Raw genomic sequence first — 17,102 nt, 5'->3', positions numbered from 1 at the left:
CTGAGTACATATTCTATGAAACGTTTTTATCAAATGGCACCCTTGGCTTTGCTGGCAGCCCTTTCCGGTTGTGTCTCGCCGCCTTCCAGCCCGGATGTCACCGTGTTGCCGGGTAGCAGCAAAAGTTATGGACAGTTCAGACAGGACGACATCTTGTGCCGTAATAGTGCGCAAGACAGCGTGAGCGGTGGTGCACAGGCGGCGTCGAACAATGCCGCAGGTACGGCCGCAGCAGGGACCGTTGTGGGTGCTGCTGCTGGGGCGTTATTGGGGGCGGCCTCAGGACATGCCGGCCCCGGTGCGCTGATTGGCGCGGGCAGTGGCCTGCTGGTGGGCAGTGCAATGGGCAGTAATACGGCGGGCATGAGCAGCGGCGATTTGCAGAATCAATACGATGTGGTCTACACCCAGTGCATGTACGCGAAAGGCAACAAAATACCCGCCGCCTACGCCTATGATCAGCAAAGTGAATCACGTCAGTCTGACGTACCTCCCGATTACCAACCGGCTTACCCGCAAAGTGATGTACCGCCGGATTATCATGGCGGCTCCCCTGATGGAGATGCACCGCCAGATTATCAATAACAGGTTTACCGCTAGAACTTCACCACGGCACCCAGCTCAATCACTCGGTTTGGTGGGATTTGATACAGGTCGGGTGCCCGTAAAGCGTTACGCTGTAACACCTGGAAAAGCCTGCCACGGATGCGCAAATACCACGGACGCTTGTCCAGTGCCAATGTGTCCCTCGACAGGAAGAACGACGTATCGCTCATGGTGCAGCGCAATCCATCCTGTCCGCAGCGATAAAACACCTCTTCCAGATTCGGCGTTTCGCGCCAGCCATAACTGGCTACTACCCGCCAGAACGACGGTGATAACCGTTCAATAGTGACGCGCTTAACTTTGTGAACATAAGGCGAGTCGGCGCTGGCAATGGTCAGCAGAATCACCCGGTCATGCAGCACTTTGTTGTGTTTGAGATTGTGTAATAACACCAGCGGCACAGCGTCCGGTGCGCGTGACATAAAGACTGCCGTACCCGGCACCCGCTGCGGCGGGGATTTTTCCAGTGATGTGATCAGCGAATTCAGGGCATCCGGGTCTTCACGCAGACGCCGCAGCAGACGGGTACGTTCGGTGTGCCAGGTCATCATGATCAATAGAATGCTCAGCCCCAATACCACAGGCAGCCAGCCGCCGGAGAACAGTTTGGTCAGGTTAGCGGCAAACAGCGGAATATCCACGAGCAGCATCAGAACCATTAACAGCAGTCCCCAACGCGGCTTCCAACCCCAGTTTTTTATCGCCACAATGCTAAGTAACACGGAGGTCAGCGCCATGGTCCCGGTGACAACAATGCCGTACGCCGAGGCGAGATCGCTGGAGTGTTTGAAACTGATGATGACAATCAGTACTGCGACATACAGCAGCCAGTTGACCACCGGAATATAAATCTGCCCGGATTCCACATCTGAGGTGTAAACAATGCGCATTGGCGGCAGATAACCAAGGCGCATCGCCTGGCTGGTCAGAGAGAAGACACCTGAAATCACCGCCTGGGAGGCGATCACCGTTGCCATGGTAGCAATCAGCAACAGAGGCACTAAGGCCCAGTCTGGCGCCAGCAGGAAGAACGGGTTCTTAACCGCCTCAGGGTTGGTCATCAACAGTGCGCCCTGACCGAAATAGTTCAATATCAGCGAAGGGGCGACCAGCAGGAACCAGGCGATACGAATAGGTTTTTTACCAAAATGTCCCATATCGGCATACAGCGCTTCGGCACCCGTCACCGCCAGGACCACCATGCCAAGGGCGAAGAAAGAAACGCCTTTATATTCGATAAAGAAATTCATCGCCCAGTAAGGGTTCAGTGCTTGCAATACGGCAGGGTTTTTCAAGATTCCACTGATACCCAGCACTGCCAGCGAAACGAACCACACCACCATGACGGGTGCAAACAGCTTGCCGACGATGCCTGTGCCTTTCTTCTGGATGATAAACAGCAGGGTCAGGACGGCAATCGACATAGGAATGATGAAAGGGTCAAGGGAGGGTTCGATAATCTCCAGCCCTTCTATCGCTGACAGCACGGAGATCGCCGGGGTGATGACGCCGTCGCCGTAAAAGAAACTGCCGCCAATCAGCCCGATAAACACCGTAACCGTAAACCAGCGCGGGTTGATTTTTCGCACCGCCAGCGACATCAGCGTCAGGATCCCGCCCTCGCCGTCGTTATCTGCCCGCATCACGAAGCCGATGTATTTGACCGAGACGACCAGCATCAGCAGCCAGAAAATCAGCGACAGAAAACCGAAAATCGAACTTTGCGTCATAGTAATACCCGCCTGCCCGGTCAGGCATTCGCGCAGGGTATATAGCGGGCTGGTACCGATATCACCGTACACCACGCCAATTGCCGCCAGCGTTACCGCAGGCAAAGGCTGCTTGTTCGTTATATGCATAGAGGGGGATTCGCAAATTCAGTGGGCTGAAGAAAGCCGGTGCCTGTAGGCAGTATAGTACCGGCAAAAACCAGTACATCTCTTGATGTGAATATTTTGTTAAATTTGACTTTCTATCGCATTTTTCTGCACTTAGTGAGCGGCCCGCAATAGCGGATAACGCCGGAAAATAAACACACACCACGTCAATGCCACGCAGCCCATCACGCCGCCGACATAACCCACATTCGCCATTCCCAGATGCAAACTGACCTGATTGCCGAGTAATGCACCAGCACCAATGCCCAAATTATAGATGCCGGAGAACAGCGCCATTGCGACATCGGTGGCGTCGGGTGCCAGCGCCAGAACGCGGATCTGCATCGCCAGTCCAATCGCCATCATGCCCATTCCCCATAAAATCGAGAGTACGGAGATGCTGACGGTATGCGTCGCCGCCACGAGTAGCAACAACATACTGAGTGTCACAATGGCAATTGCCCCGACCAAAAAGGCTGACGGGAACCGGTTGCCCAGTACGCTGAACAATACGCTACCCAGAATTCCTGCACCACCAAAGATCAGCAGCAGGAAGGTGGTGAAGTTTTCGCCCATATCCGCCACGTTCTGCATAAAGGGTTCGATATAGCTGTAGGCAGTGTAATGCGCGGTGACAATAAGCGTGGTCAATAAATACATGCTGACCAGCGCCGGACGTTTAAACAGCATCGGCACACTGCCGAGTGAACCAGTATGTTCGCTTGGCAATTTAGGCAAAAGCTTCATCAGGCACAATAAGGTCACCAGCGCGACAATGCCGATGATCGCAAACGTGATGCGCCAACCGAGGTATTGTCCAATCAGCCGCCCGAGCGGCAAACCCAGCACCATCGCCAGCGCCGTACCGGTGGCCAGCATACTCAGTGCCTGCGTTTTCTTGCCTGCCGGAGCCACGCGGATCGCAAGCGACGCGGTGATCGACCAGAAGATAGCATGAGCGAGTGCAATACCGATACGTGACACCACCAGTGACCAGAAGTCCCATGCCATCACCGACAGAATATGGCTGACAATAAACAGCACAAATATCACAGTCAGCAAGCGTCGACGTTCAACATTTCGAGTCAGCAACATCAGCGGCAACGACATCAGGGCGACAACCCAGGCGTAGATGGTCAACATCAGCCCGACCTGAGCCGTTTCCATCGAAAAACTGCTGGCGATATCCGACAGCAAACCAACCGGAACGAACTCCGTGGTGTTAAAAATGAAGGCGGCGATGGAAAGCATAATGACGCGAAGCCATTCGGTCTTGCGTGAGACGGGTAGTGTTTGCATGAAAGTATGTGGCTTTTTGGTGAAATGATAGTTGCGCGCATGACAGAAAAAATGTCACTTTTGTGAGCCGTATTGTGTTTTATTTCGACCTGAATGAAAACCGTTAAATCCGGCAAAGGGGAAAATTCCCTCCGCAGGTTTTTCATTAGGCTGATATATCACTTCGCCTGATGCATTCTCAGGACACCCCTAACCCGCGCAGGCCAGCCGTCACGACAGCCGCGGCCAGTATGACAATAATCAGTGGTACCTTGCGCCACGCCAGTATGGCCGCTACCCCAACGCCTGCCAGGCGTGCAAAACCGGCAAAATGCTCCCCTTCCAGTAACGTGGCGATCACTGCGACTGACAGTAGCAACGTTGTCGCGGCATCGGCGATCAAGGCGCGGCGACTTTCGCTAAAGGTTATCCGTGAACCGAGTTTCACCCCGGCCAGGCGCAACAAGTAGGTTCCCGCGGCCAGCATGACGATGCCAGCAATCACCAGAGCAGGCTGGTTCATGATTTTTTCCCCCTGATGGTCAGTCCCAGCAGTGAAAACAGTATTGGCATCCCAACCGGGACAAAAGGCACTGCTGCGAGGGAAATCACTGCGCCTGAAAAGGCTGAGATGATGGTTTTGGCGTTTTTCAGTGCGGGCAGAATGAGTGCCACCATAATGGCTGGGAAGACGGCATCGAGGCCGATAGCCTGCGTATCAGGAATAAATTTCCCCATTAAACCGCCTATCACTACGCCCAATGGCCAGCAGATCGCAATCCCTATGCCACAGAACCAGAAGGCGGCTTGGCGGCGGGTGTGTGAGGATTGTGCGACGCCGAACACTACGCTTTCATCATTCATAATGTGGCAACCTAAATAACTTGCCGCATTATGCCCAACCAAATCCTTGACCGCGATGCCGAACGGCAGATGGCGTGCGTTGACCAACAGTCCCGCCGCCGCAGCGGCAAACGGACTGCCTCCACTGGCGACAATACCAATAAACAAAAACTCGGATGCCCCGGCCAGTACCACTAATGATAACGCCAGTGGCACCCACAGCGGAAAGCCGCTGCCCGTAGCCAGCGATCCGTAAGATATTCCGACGATACCATCCGCCAGACATACCAGCACAATGGCTTTGATGGTGTCCGCACTCAGCGAAGAAAAATGGCTGGACTTCATAAAACTCATCCCATAACGAACAGTTAGACTGTTATAATGAACAATCGTGATTCTATTTACAAGTCGAACGATCGTTCGTTATAACATTGTGCAGGGTGATTTATGTCTCAACCGATCAGCATTATTGCCAAAGCGCTGCTGCGCGAGCGTCAGCGAACCGGTCTGTCTCTGGCCGAAGTGGCCCGCCGGGCAGGCGTCGCCAAGTCTACGCTCTCTCAGCTTGAGGCGGGAAATGGCAATCCGAGCCTGGAAACGTTGTGGGCGCTGTGCGTCGCGCTGGATATTCCGTTTGCCCGGTTGATGGAGCCGCAGATCAATAAATCTCAGGTGATCCGGCGTGGTGAGGGGCCGTCAGTGGCGGCGGAGTTGGCGAACTACAAGGCTGTATTACTTGCAACTTGCCCGCCCGGTGCGCGGCGGGATATCTACTTGCTGATGACCCAGCCTGGCGCCGATCGTATTTCCCAGCCACATTCACCGGGTGCAGTCGAACATATTATTATCACCCAGGGTCAGGCGCTGGTTGGGTTGGTAGAGGAGCCCTTCACGCTCAATGCCGGGGATTACATCAGCTACCCTGCCGATCAGGAACACATTTTCCGTGCGCTGGAAGCGGATACTCAGGCGGTATTGGTTTCTGAACAGAATTAACTTATTGAGAATGCGACGGGAGTTGCCTGCAATAAAAACCAAAAAGCCCACCAAATAGGTGGGCCTGATAAAGATAGTCGGAATTAGAACTGGTAAACCAGACCTAATGCTACGATGTCGTCGGTAGAGATACCGGTTGATTTATAGAAGTTGTCGTCATTGTCCAGCAGGTTAATTTTGTAATCAACATAGGTGGACATGTTTTTGTTGAAGTAATAAGAGGTACCAACAGAAACATATTTGACCAGATCTTTGTCGTTATATTCTGAATTGTTAGCAATGTCGACGGCCAGGTTTTTACCTTTAGATTGCAGGTAAGAAACTTCCGGACGCAGACCGAAGTCAAACTGGTATTGCGCAGTCACTTCGAAGTTCTGAGTTTTGTTCGCGACCAGTGCGTCATTGTCACCGAAACCGGTCATGTTGCGTGTTTCAGAATACATAGTCGCTAAATAAATGTTGTTCGCATCATATTTCAGGCCAAGAGTCCAAACCTCGGCTTTGTCACCATCGGCAATGGTTCCATTAACTTGATCATTGGTACGGTCAGAAGAGGCGTAAGCACCCGAAGCACTAATACCCATACCGAAATCATAGCTGGTGGACATACCGAAGCCGTCGCCATTCTGAGCGCGGATGCTACGGTTACCATTATTTGTACCTTCACCCGAAATATTGCCGTCGTTTGCGCCCTGGTATTGCAGTGCGAAATTCAGGCCGTTAACCAGACCGAAGAAGCCGGTGTTACGGTAAGTTGCTACGCCGTTGGTACGGCCAACCATAAAGTTGTCAGCGGTAGTATAACTATCGCCACCGAACTCTGGCAGCATATCGGTCCATGATTCAACGTCATAGACGACACCATAGTTACGGCCGTAGTCGAATGAACCGTAGTCACCAAATTTCAGACCTGCGAAGCCCAGACGGGTCGCGTTACCCGACGAGCCATCTCCTTCTGCGTGGTTAGCCTGAACGTTGTATTCCCACTGGCCGTAACCGGTCAGTTCGGAATTGATCTGGGTTTCACCTTTGAAACCGACACGCACATAAGACTGGTCACCGTCTTTTGACGCGTCATCGGAGAAGTAGTGCAGGCCATCAACCTTGCCGTACAGATCCAGTTTATTGCCGTCTTTATTATAAACTTCAGCCGACTGCGCTGCGCCTGCTACCAGCAGTGCTGGAATGATTAATGCCAGTGCTTTCAATTTCATTATGGTATTCCTTTATCATTAATATGAATGTTTTTATTCTAAAAATACAATATATATATGCTTAGCCCTTCGCACTAATCATAACTATATAGTTCCGTAGTTTTTTAATTAAATTATCAAAAACACTTTTATTATTTATTGCTAATTATTTCAGTGACAACTTTCATTTATATATAATATATTTCATTATTAATTCATATAAAATTTGTATTTATTAATAGCTAAAGTGTTGTGATATTTTAGTTCCCAGATCATGGACTCATCACCATGGTCTACTATCCTTGTTGAGCGTCATCTTATTATTTTCAATAGCCCTTCCCTGTGGCTGATATTGCATCTTCGCCCCGCCCTGACTGGCGGGGCTTTTTTTTGCCTGTTATTAGCGCCTACCCTGTTGTCTAAAAACAGCGGTGAGTGAGATTTGGGAGATGAGGGCAATAAAAAACCCATAACTGCAGGCAGTTATGGGCTCCACAAATGAGAGAGATAATCACATTTACGACGAGGTCAGAGAGAACGAATTTACTACTACTACATATTTGCCCTACCAGGAGAAGCATTAAGGCCTTTTGTTAACACGCAGAGTTCATTCCAATAAAATATGCGCATCATGCGATGGACGCGATTATTTCTCGCGATACCAGGCCGGGTCGATATTTCCCATTTCGATACCATATAAACTTCCTGTTGGGATTAACGCTTCCATCATACGGGTGCTGTCCTGTGAAGGTTCGCTGATAAACGCACTGGCACACTTGTGTTTGACGCGCTGCCAAAATGAGATTGAAGTCTTCAAACGTTTTGTCTGCGGCATGATGAAAGCACTCCCGTGTTAGTGAAATCTTGAAGAAAAACGCTTTCACATTGTTCTTCGTTGAAACCAGTTAACCGTGGAATGGCTGGGAAATAAAATATCCATTTCTGCTTTCTATAGTTGCCCAGCAACTATGCGGCTTCGCGTGCCATACGCAGGTAACCAGAAATGAAGGGGATGATTAACGGTTCTGGTAGAACGCCAGTACGGTGGCGGGCGCAAAGGTGAAGATTGCATAGCTGCGGCCATTCAGCTCGAAGCTGCCAGGCTCTTTCATCGGGTAATGGCGGTGGATTAACAGCGATTTATGATTCTCTTTATCCACAAAAGCTACGCCGAGACTATATTGATCTTTCAGCGCCTGGCAGATATGGATAAGCAGCTGCGTGAGGATACCTTTACCTCGGAAAGCCTGACGGACGGTAACGGGGCCATAGAGGAAAATCTGGTCTGCCGTTACTTCACCACTTTCCAGAACTATATTGTACGCAGCCTGCGCCGTACCGTGTTTTGCCAACCTTCCCGGTACCGTCATCGCCACGCCGGTGATCACCGTATTATCGCTGGCCTGCGCTTTACTGACAAACACACCGCTGCCAGCCTGGAAGTTTTTCAGCATGGCTTCATCCATACTGCCCTGAGTAAACCCCTCTTCTGCGCGCTGCTGCGGCGTGAGGTTTTCCCCTTTAGATTCGCCCAGCATCTGTAATATTTCCCGCGCATCGCTGCTGTCAGATTTACTGATATTCATTGCTGCTCCTTCCTCAGGTTATCTGCCAATGAGTATGACAAATGTTCTGTTCTATTTCTGATTTATAAGACTAAGACAACTCCGCCACCGGCTTCGGATTTCCGCGCAGCAAGTGTACCGCCAGCGCCAGCAGGAAGAACAATGCCTGAATCAGCACGATGGTCGGCCCGGTCGCCGCGTCGATATAAAAACTGATGAAGGTACCGCTGATAGCGGCCAAAAGTGACGCCGTCACTGCGATCATCACCATCTTTGGCAAGGTTTTACTCAGTAAAAATGCGGTGATACCGGGCGTGATCAGCATCGCGACCACTAACACCACGCCTACCGCCTGCAGCGCGGCGACAATGGTCAAAGCCAGCAGACACAACAACGCATAATGGTAAAACCGTACCGGCAGCCCGATAACTTTGGCCTGTACCGGATCAAAACAGAACAGCACCAGATCTTTGAATTTCAAAAATATTGCCAGCGTGACCAGGGCCGCGATAATCAGCGTTTGCAGCATTTCGCCGTCTGTCACGCCCAGCACATTACCGAACAGAATATGACTCAAATGCTGTTCGGTATTCACCCGCGAAAACAGCACCAGACCTGCCGCAAACATACCGGAGAATACAATGCCCATCACCGAGTCTTCTTTCACGCGGCAGTGCTCTTTGATAAAACCGGTAGCAACGGCGCAGAACACCCCAGAGCTGAACGCGCCGACCACCAGCGGAATACCGGCCAGATAAGCCAGTACCACGCCGGGCAGTACCGCATGGGAGATGGCATCGCCCATCAGTGACCAGCCTTTGAGTACCAGAAAGCAGGAGAATATTGCGCAGACAATACTGGTTGCGGCGGCGGTCAGCAGCGCGCGTTGCATAAACGCGAAACTCATTGGCTCCATCAGAACATCAATCCAGGCCATCATGTGCGGCTCCCTGCCCGGTAGAGACGAAGGCGATTAACCAGCCAACCATGTTTTGGTGCGAACAGAAACGCCAGCAGGAATACCGTGGTTTGTAGGCAGACAATCACCCCGCCGGTTGCGCCATCGAGGTAATAACTCAGCCAGGCGCCGACTGCACTGGTGGCTGTACCCAAGATGACTGCAATGATGAGCAAATGGGAGAAACGGTCAGTCAGCAGATAGGCGGTTGCGCCGGGTGTGATCACCATAGCGATCACCAAAATTGCGCCGACGGTCTGGAGCGCGGCCACGCTACATGCGCTGAACAGGGTGAAGAAAATCACCTTGAGCCACAGAGGTGAAAGGCCAACCGACCGCGCATGTGCTTCGTCAAAGAACACCGCCAACAGGTCACGCCAGACAACGCACAGCACCAGCAACGAGACGCCGACGATAATTTGCACCTGCAAAATGTCGGCGTCATCAATACCCAAAATATTGCCAAACAAGATGGACTGCACGTTGACCGACGTCGGGTTCATTGACACCAGTAACAGCCCGAGGGCGAAGAACGTCGAAAAAACGAAGCCGATGATCGCGTCTTCCCGCAGTTTGGTGTAATGACGTAACAACGTCATCGACAGCGCGGCCAGAATGCCGGTACCGAATGCGCCAATGGCGTATGGGAAACCCAGTGCATAAGCGCCAGCGACGCCGGGCACCACGGAGTGTGATAGTGCATCGCCCATCAGCGACCAACCTTTGAGCATCAAATATGCGGATAGAAACGCACATACCGCGCCAACCCCGGCGCTGACCCAGATGGCTTTGACCATGTAGTTGTAGTGAAACGGTTCGAGCATCAGTTCAATCATTGCGCCAGCCTGACTGGCGAGGGACGATCCTGAGACAGGTAGTTGATGTTACGCAGCGCGCCGCCAAAGGTGCTCTCAAGATTTTCAGCGGTAAACGTGGTTTCCAGCGGGCCGTGGGCAATCACGGTTTTATTGATCAACACTACCCTGTCACAGAACTCCGGTACGCTGGCAATATTATGCGTAGAAACCAGAATCAGATGTCCTTCTTCGCGCAACTGACAAAGTAACTCGATAATGGCATTTTCGGTTTTGATATCAACGCCGGTAAAAGGCTCATCGAGCAGCATTACCCGGCCTTGTTGCGCCAGGGCGCGGGCCAGAAACACGCGCTTCTTCTGACCACCGGACAGCTCGCCAATCTGACGCTGTGCCAGATCTGTCAGGCCGACTCGCGCCAATGCGGAAGCGACTTGTCGCTTGTCCTCTGTTGACGGAATGCGCAGAAACGACATCTTGCCATAGCGGCCCATCATCACGACATCACGCACTAACACCGGGAAATTCCAGTCCACCTCTTCGGACTGTGGCACGTAAGCAATCAGGTTTTGTTTCAGTGCCTTAGCGACGTTCAGCCCGTCGAGGGTCACGCTGCCCTGCGTTGGGCGGATAATGCCCATAATGGTTTTGAACAGCGTGGACTTGCCGCTGCCGTTAACACCAAGCAGCGCGCAAATAGAACCGCCACGTAACCGAAAGCCAGCGTTTTGAATCGCCGTGTGGCCGTTATTATAAGTCACCGAAATATTGTCGACGTTGAGATCAAGGCGCGGCAAAGTCATTGTCCGAATCCTTCGGCAATGGTGCCGACGGTGACCTTCAGCAAATCAATATAGGTCGGTACCGGGCCACTGGCGGCGGAAAGCGAATCGACATACAGCACGCCGCCGTACTTTGCGCCAGTCTCTTTACTCACCTGTCTGGCGGGTTTATCTGAAATAGTACTTTCGCTGAACACCACCGGGATCTGTTTTTCGCGCACCCGATCGATCAGTTTTTTAACCTGCTGAGGCGTACCCTGCTCTTCGGCGTTGATTGGCCACAGATAAGCCTCTTTCAACTGATAATCTTTCGCCAGGTAACTGAACGCCCCTTCACTGGTGACTAACCAGCGCTGTCCGGCAGGGATCTGCTCCAGACGGGCGCGCAGCGGCGCATCCAGCTGACTGATTTTTTCCGCGTAATTTTTGGCGTTGCGGTCATAGGTCGGGGCGTTGTCCGGGTCATATTTGACCAGCGCCGCACGGATATTCTCGACGTAGATCAGCGCGTTTTTAGAAGACATCCAGGCGTGCGGATTGGGGTTGCCGACGTACGGCCCTGCCTGAATAGGCAACGGGGTAATGCCGTCGGTCACCGTCACCGACGGCACATTCTTGATATTGGCAAAGAATCGCCCAAACCAGCGTTCCAGATTGAAGCCGTTCCACAGAATCAAATCGGCCGACTGGGTTTTGACAATATCACGCGGTGTGGGCTGATAATCATGGATTTCAGCGCCGGGTTTGGTGATCGACTCTACCGTGGCGGCGTCACCGGCGACGTTCTGCGCGATGTCCTGAATCACCGTGAAAGTAGTGACTACTTTGAACTTTTTTTGATTTTTTTCAACCGCTTGTGCATTACCGCCGAGCAGCGAAGCCATCATCCCGACCAGCATCAGCCGTAAGCGAAACGGTGAATGACTGAACCAGGCTGAAACAGCGTGATTTATAAGACCCCGGCCTCTTTCCATGAAATTCCTCCTGAGAACACAACAGCACAAGATGGCGGTTTATTATTCATGTATAGCATAGGCTATACTACATAGCCAAGGTGAAGTTTGCAAAAATTGGTGCTGGAGGCCGCTTGGTTTACAATGTCACTCCTTGCCGCTGTGATAGCGGCCAAGGTAAAAAACCATTGAGCAAGAAAGAGGCAGGCGTTGTGAATAATAAGAAATCGAATCCGTTATTGGATGCTGAAGAGCACGCTCAGGGTTTTTTACAGGTGCGAGAGGCACATCGTCGGGAATTAATGGATGACTACGTTGAGCTGATCTCGGATTTGATCCGCGAATTTGGTGAAGCGCGGCAGGTCGATTTAGCCGCCCGTCTCGGCGTTTCGCAGCCGACGGTGGCGAAAACCCTTAAACGTCTGGCCAGCGCCGGGCTGGTTCGCCAATTGCCGTATCGGGGAACATTTTTGACGCCGGAAGGTGAGAGGTTGGCGGCGGAAAACCGTGAGCGGCATAATGTGGTGGAGTCCTTCTTTATTGCTCTGGGCATCAGTCCGGAAACCGCACGCCTCGATGCTGAAGGTGTCGAGCATCATGTTAGCGACGAAACCCTCGATGCCTTTCGCCGCTTTACGGCGCAGCAGAAACTGTTATAGCAATATTGATCGCCTGCCGGGACTCTTCCCGTCAGGCGTTCCCTTTCTTTGTATCCTCTTCGGCCTGACGCAAAATCGCTTTCGCCATCCACTGGGTGACGTTGAGGATTTCTTTGTCGTCAACGTGCCAGATATCCTTCATGACCATAAATACCTCTGAGCCGTAAATCAGCGAGAAGGCGTAGATCATCCGCTGCAAACTGTCGGGTGACATTTTGCCTTCCAGCGGTTCCACCACGCGTTTGAGAATATTTTTACGGTTACCACGAACCAGCGTCTCTGTTGTTTTCGGATCACGGCGTCGTTCAGACCACTGCTGCAATGAGAGTTGCAGTGCAGCACGCAGCACGCCTTCGTGTTCGAGCATACGCGGATAGGCAAAGGCCAGCAGTTCATGGATACGCTGATCGGCGTTGTCCTGATGTGGACGCCACTCGAGGATTGGGCCGAGGCTCTCTTCAACCATGGCCGCCACCAATGCCCCCTGGGTCGGGAAGTAGCGGTAGGCCGTTGCGCGTGACATCTCTGCCTGCGTGGCCACTTCGGTCAGCGTGGGTAACGCACCGCTTTCTGACAAACACATGGCTGCCGCCACCAGCCGTCGGCGGGTGCGGCGCTGCGCCGGAGTCAGTTCTTTTTGAGTGTCGATAGGTGTCAAAGTCAATTTCCGTCGATATCCTGATGGGGTCACTTTAGCAAATTCAGCAGCTATACGAAGTAAAATCACCGGTGTGTAAATTTTATGAGACTACAGTCTCAAATGTGTATGATAGCCTTGCATGAATAAGATCGCCGTCTCATTATGACGTTATCTTACTCATATTAAGGATGCCCCGATGACCGTGCCAACGCCCAGTGTTTACATCGCCACCACGACGGATACCAAAGGTCGGGAACTGGTTTTTGTCAGTGATTTGGTCCGTGCTACCGGCCTGAAAACGGTCACGGTGGATTTATCAACTAAAGCAACGGGCCACGACACGCTGGCCGATATCAGTGCCGCGACGGTTGCCGCGTTCCATCCTGATGGCGCAGATGCGGTGTTTTGCGGCGATCGCGGGCGGGCTATCAGCGCGATGGCCGTGGCATTCGAGCGCTTCATCGAATCGCGAAATGACGTCGCCGCCCTGCTCGGCCTGGGTGGCTCTGGGGGGACGGCACTGATTACTCCGGCGATGCAAAGCCTGCAGGTGGGGGTACCGAAGCTGATGGTCTCGACGATGGCGTCGGGTGATGTGTCGGCTTATATCGGCGCGAGCGATATTGCCATGCTCTATTCCGTCACCGATGTGGCAGGGCTAAACCGCATTTCGCGCAAAGTGCTGGCCAATGCCGCGCACCAGATCGCCGGCGCGGTTTATTTCTCGCATCCAGACAGTGAAGATGACAAACCGGCGATCGGGCTGACCATGTTTGGTGTCACCACGCCATGCATCCAGGCCGCCAGCGAACTGCTGGAAAAAGAATTTGACTGCCTGGTGTTTCATGCCACCGGCAGCGGCGGTAAAGCGATGGAAAAACTGGTCTCCAGCGGGCTGCTTTCTGGCGTACTGGATCTGACCACCACTGAAGTGTGCGACTTCTTATTTGATGGCGTACTGGCTTGTGGTCCTGAACGCTTTGACGCCATTGCACAAACGCAGGTGCCTTACGTCGGCTCCTGCGGCGCACTGGATATGGTCAACTTCGGCCATATTTCCAGCGTTCCGGCCAAATACGCCGGCCGCCAGTTTTACGAGCACAATGCGCAGGTGACGCTGATGCGCACCACGCCGGAAGAAAACGCAGAAATGGCGAAATGGATTGGGGAGAAGCTCAACGCCTGCGAAGGTGAAGTGCGATTCCTGATACCCGGGGGCGGTTTTTCTGCCCTCGATGCGGTCGGGCAACCTTTCTGGAACCCCGATGCGCTGAATGCTTTTGCCGACACCTTGGAAAAAACCGTAAAACAGACCGCAAAGCGGCGTTTAGTCAGACTGAGCTGCAACATTAATGATCCAGAGTTTGCCGCTACCGCAGTCCGACACTTTAGAGATATTGCCCAACATTAAGGGAAACCATCATGGCTAAATTTGAACGTCAGGCGTTGCTGGCTAAATTTCATGAAATGATCGCCCGCCGTGAGCCGATTATCGGCGGCGGTGCGGGAACGGGGCTCTCCGCCAAGTGCGAAGAAGCCGGTGGGATTGACCTGATCGTTATCTACAACTCAGGCCGTTACCGTATGGCCGGGCGCGGGTCGCTGGCCGGTTTACTGGCTTACGGCAACGCCAATGAGATTGTGGTCGATATGGCCAAAGAAGTGATACCGGTGGTGAAACATACGCCGGTACTGGCGGGTGTTAACGGAACTGACCCATTCTGCCAGTTCGATAAATTCCTCGATGACTTGAAAGCCCTGGGGTTTGCCGGTGTGCAGAATTTCCCGACTGTCGGGCTAATTGACGGTAACTTCCGCGCCAATCTGGAAGAAACCGGCATGGGCTACGGGCTGGAAGTCGATATGATCCGTCTCGCCCATCAGAAAGACATGCTGACCACGCCTTACGTATTCAGCGCCGCCGATGCCATCGCGATGACTGAAGCCGGTGCGGACATTATCGTGCCGCACATGGGCCTGACCACCGGCGGGAACATCGGTGCCGGAACCGCGCTTAAACTCGAAGATTGCGTGCCGATGATCAACGAGTGGGCGAAAGCTGCCAAAAGCGTGCGTGAAGACGTGATTGTGCTGTGCCACGGCGGGCCGATTTCATCGCCGCAGGACGCAGAGTACATCATGAAAAACTGCCCGCTGGTGGATGGTTTCTACGGCGCAAGCTCTATGGAACGTCTGCCAACCGAAGTGGCGTTAACAGAAACGACACGCCAGTTTAAATCGCTCAGCCGCTAAGCCTTTCACGCATAAAAAAAGCCAGAGTGCCGTTAACGCACCCTGGCTTTTTTTGGGTTTTAAACCCGTGAATCCGCTGCGCCCGGCCACATTCCTTCACAGAGAATCTTCGCGCAGGCGATGCTTTGCTGATGGCGCAGGGCCGCGTCGGCCGGCTCCTCCCGCATCTGGTCCAGCATGCCGACAAAACTGCGGGCCAGCCATCGGGCTGAAATGTCTTTTCTGAACAATCCACCTTCCTGACATTGAGCAAAATTATCGCCGATGGCACTGACCAGTGCGTTTTTCGCCTGCGCGTCAAACGCCAGCTGGCTCCGTTCACTGTCCTCGGACAGAAAATTGAGCAGTTTGCGAAAGCTGAGTGCCACGCGGTCCAGCACCTGATTGTCCGCCACGTGCGGATCAATATTCAGCGTCAGCGTGAGCGCCACCAGTTTTTGGCGGAAAAGTTCGTCGGGATTATCCGTTGTCATATTGGGCCTGAAAGTGGACGCCATCGTTATGGCGCAAACCTTACCTTAAATCCGTTCCGGCAGAAACCGCCGTCACACCCCGCCCGCTTTCCCTATCTCATTTCGCGCAACTGAATAGCAACTATTGTTGTTTTACAACTTTGTAACCTGCCTTTAATAATCGAACCCATAACGTACCGCCGGGAACAAAAGGACAGGAATACTATGAGTTACCGATTAAGTCTGCTGGAAAAAAGCCCCATCGACGAGGGTGAAACCGCCAGCGGTGCGCTTAAACGCACGCTGGAACTGGCACAGAAGGCTGAACGTTGGGGTTATCACCGCTTCTGGCTGGCCGAACACCACAACACTGATAAGCTGGCGATCTCTTCACCCGAAGTGGTGATCGCCTGGATCCTCGCGCATACCAAACGCATCCGCGTCGGCTCCGGCGGTGTGATGCTGCAACATTACAGTCCGTACAAAGTGGCCGAAAACTTCAACCTGCTGGCATCGCTGGCGCCGGGACGGGTGGATTTAGGCGTCGGCAAAGCGCCCGGCGGCCTGCCGCTCTCCACGCGCGCGCTGCAATATGCAGTCGACCCCACGCTGAAAGGCGATTTTGCGGCGCAGCTGCAACAACTCGATGGCTGGCTGTCGGCGCAACCCTCTGACATTCAGGGCGATACGCTGTTCGCTACGCCGCTGCCGGAACAACCAGCAAGCCGTTTTCTGCTCGGTGCCAGCGAACAGAGCGCACGCCTGGCCGCCAGCCTGAACTGGAACTTTGTGTTTGCCGCGCACCTCAACGGTGATCCGGCGGAAATTGGCCGCGCGCTGTCAGCCTATACCCACGACAGCCTCGGGCGTCGCGGGCTGCTGGCCGTCTCAGTGATTGTGGCTGAAACCGCCGCGCAGGCTGAGAAACTGGCCGCCGACCGTCAGCAGTTTCGCGTCACCGGCAGCGACGGTCAGAGCGTCACCGTCGGCAGCCATGCGCAGGCTGAAGCCTATATCCGCCAGTCCACCGCCACGTCCCATCAGATTGAAGAGCGCACCTCGTCAGTGCTGACCGGCACCGCAGAGCAGGTTCACCACAAGCTTGAGGAATTACAGGCGCGCTACGGCGTGGAAGAGTTTGTGATCGATACCCCGCTGGCCGAGGCCCAGGCGCGGCTGAAGTCGCTCGAACTGCTGGCGGCCGAAAGCCGCGTGCTGGCCTGAGGAGAACC

General features: G+C 53.3%; 19 protein-coding genes. 6 read left to right on the top strand and 13 right to left on the bottom strand.

Annotated features, from left to right (window positions below; translation table 11 throughout):
- The first annotated feature begins 15 nt into the window (after positions 1-15).
- Positions 16-585: a glycine zipper family protein gene (locus EAH77_RS19240; RefSeq protein WP_140474434.1), complete on the top strand. Its 570-nt coding sequence runs from the start codon at positions 16-18 to the stop codon at positions 583-585.
- A gap of 11 nt (positions 586-596) precedes the next feature.
- On the opposite strand, the gene kup is transcribed toward EAH77_RS19240, so the two are convergent.
- The 4 genes from kup to EAH77_RS19220 form a co-directional block, all read right to left on the bottom strand.
- Positions 597-2,465 (bottom strand): low affinity potassium transporter Kup, encoded by a 1,869-nt coding sequence (gene kup, locus EAH77_RS19235; RefSeq protein ID WP_140474433.1) that lies wholly within the window; start codon positions 2,463-2,465, stop codon positions 597-599.
- A gap of 132 nt (positions 2,466-2,597) precedes the next feature.
- Entirely contained in the window at positions 2,598-3,782 is a 1,185-nt protein-coding gene (locus EAH77_RS19230; protein WP_140474432.1) for a sugar transporter, read from the bottom strand.
- Between the two features lie 178 nt (positions 3,783-3,960).
- Positions 3,961-4,284 carry an AzlD domain-containing protein gene (locus EAH77_RS19225; protein ID WP_140474431.1) on the bottom strand — a complete coding sequence of 108 codons (324 nt, stop codon included), beginning with the start codon at positions 4,282-4,284 and terminating at the stop codon, positions 3,961-3,963.
- Entirely contained in the window at positions 4,281-4,949 is a 669-nt protein-coding gene (locus tag EAH77_RS19220) for an AzlC family ABC transporter permease (RefSeq protein ID WP_140474430.1), read from the bottom strand. Before EAH77_RS19220 ends, EAH77_RS19225 begins: the two co-directional genes overlap by 4 nt.
- 102 nt (positions 4,950-5,051) lie before the next feature.
- Between EAH77_RS19220 and EAH77_RS19215 the strand changes: the two genes are divergently transcribed.
- Positions 5,052-5,600, top strand: a complete 549-nt coding sequence (locus EAH77_RS19215) for a helix-turn-helix domain-containing protein (RefSeq protein ID WP_140474429.1) — start codon at positions 5,052-5,054, stop codon at positions 5,598-5,600.
- A gap of 83 nt (positions 5,601-5,683) precedes the next feature.
- Here EAH77_RS19215 and ompC read toward each other — a convergent pair whose 3' ends face one another.
- The 7 genes from ompC to EAH77_RS19180 form a co-directional block, all read right to left on the bottom strand.
- Entirely contained in the window at positions 5,684-6,814 is a 1,131-nt protein-coding gene (gene ompC / locus EAH77_RS19210; protein ID WP_140474428.1) for a porin OmpC, read from the bottom strand.
- Between the two features lie 625 nt (positions 6,815-7,439).
- Positions 7,440-7,628 carry a hypothetical protein gene (locus EAH77_RS25260; protein ID WP_140474427.1) on the bottom strand — a complete coding sequence of 63 codons (189 nt, stop codon included), beginning with the start codon at positions 7,626-7,628 and terminating at the stop codon, positions 7,440-7,442.
- 181 nt (positions 7,629-7,809) lie between these two features.
- Positions 7,810-8,379 carry a hypothetical protein gene (locus EAH77_RS19200; RefSeq protein ID WP_140474426.1) on the bottom strand — a complete coding sequence of 190 codons (570 nt, stop codon included), beginning with the start codon at positions 8,377-8,379 and terminating at the stop codon, positions 7,810-7,812.
- 70 nt (positions 8,380-8,449) lie between these two features.
- Positions 8,450-9,298 carry a metal ABC transporter permease gene (locus EAH77_RS19195; protein ID WP_140474425.1) on the bottom strand — a complete coding sequence of 283 codons (849 nt, stop codon included), beginning with the start codon at positions 9,296-9,298 and terminating at the stop codon, positions 8,450-8,452.
- Positions 9,295-10,152: a metal ABC transporter permease gene (locus EAH77_RS19190; protein ID WP_140474424.1), complete on the bottom strand. Its 858-nt coding sequence runs from the start codon at positions 10,150-10,152 to the stop codon at positions 9,295-9,297. Before EAH77_RS19190 ends, EAH77_RS19195 begins: the two co-directional genes overlap by 4 nt.
- Entirely contained in the window at positions 10,149-10,934 is a 786-nt protein-coding gene (locus tag EAH77_RS19185) for an ATP-binding cassette domain-containing protein (protein ID WP_140474423.1), read from the bottom strand. Before EAH77_RS19185 ends, EAH77_RS19190 begins: the two co-directional genes overlap by 4 nt.
- Positions 10,931-11,800 (bottom strand): metal ABC transporter substrate-binding protein, encoded by an 870-nt coding sequence (locus EAH77_RS19180; protein WP_241673499.1) that lies wholly within the window; start codon positions 11,798-11,800, stop codon positions 10,931-10,933. Before EAH77_RS19180 ends, EAH77_RS19185 begins: the two co-directional genes overlap by 4 nt.
- Before the next feature lie 278 nt (positions 11,801-12,078).
- On the opposite strand from EAH77_RS19180, the gene mntR reads away from it, so the two are divergent.
- Entirely contained in the window at positions 12,079-12,525 is a 447-nt protein-coding gene (gene mntR, locus EAH77_RS19175) for a manganese-binding transcriptional regulator MntR (protein WP_194150521.1), read from the top strand.
- Positions 12,526-12,556: 31 nt separating this feature from the next.
- On the opposite strand, the gene EAH77_RS19170 is transcribed toward mntR, so the two are convergent.
- Positions 12,557-13,189: a TetR/AcrR family transcriptional regulator gene (locus EAH77_RS19170; RefSeq protein WP_431306780.1), complete on the bottom strand. Its 633-nt coding sequence runs from the start codon at positions 13,187-13,189 to the stop codon at positions 12,557-12,559.
- A 172-nt stretch (positions 13,190-13,361) separates the two neighbouring features.
- On the opposite strand from EAH77_RS19170, the gene EAH77_RS19165 reads away from it, so the two are divergent.
- Entirely contained in the window at positions 13,362-14,576 is a 1,215-nt protein-coding gene (locus EAH77_RS19165; RefSeq protein WP_140474420.1) for a Tm-1-like ATP-binding domain-containing protein, read from the top strand.
- Between the two features lie 11 nt (positions 14,577-14,587).
- On the top strand, positions 14,588-15,418 hold the full coding sequence (locus tag EAH77_RS19160; RefSeq protein WP_140474419.1) for a phosphoenolpyruvate hydrolase family protein: 831 nt from the start codon (positions 14,588-14,590) through the stop codon (positions 15,416-15,418).
- A 59-nt stretch (positions 15,419-15,477) separates the two neighbouring features.
- On the opposite strand, the gene EAH77_RS19155 is transcribed toward EAH77_RS19160, so the two are convergent.
- Positions 15,478-15,891 (bottom strand): hypothetical protein, encoded by a 414-nt coding sequence (locus tag EAH77_RS19155; protein ID WP_140474418.1) that lies wholly within the window; start codon positions 15,889-15,891, stop codon positions 15,478-15,480.
- A gap of 204 nt (positions 15,892-16,095) precedes the next feature.
- On the opposite strand from EAH77_RS19155, the gene EAH77_RS19150 reads away from it, so the two are divergent.
- Positions 16,096-17,094 carry an LLM class flavin-dependent oxidoreductase gene (locus EAH77_RS19150; RefSeq protein ID WP_140474417.1) on the top strand — a complete coding sequence of 333 codons (999 nt, stop codon included), beginning with the start codon at positions 16,096-16,098 and terminating at the stop codon, positions 17,092-17,094.
- Positions 17,095-17,102 lie beyond the last annotated feature (8 nt).

Origin of the sequence: Ewingella americana (genome assembly GCF_006438725.1) — a bacterium.
GTDB classification, from domain to species: Bacteria; Pseudomonadota; Gammaproteobacteria; order Enterobacterales; family Enterobacteriaceae; genus Ewingella; species Ewingella americana_A.
This window is presented reverse-complemented; position numbering and strand designations above follow the sequence as displayed.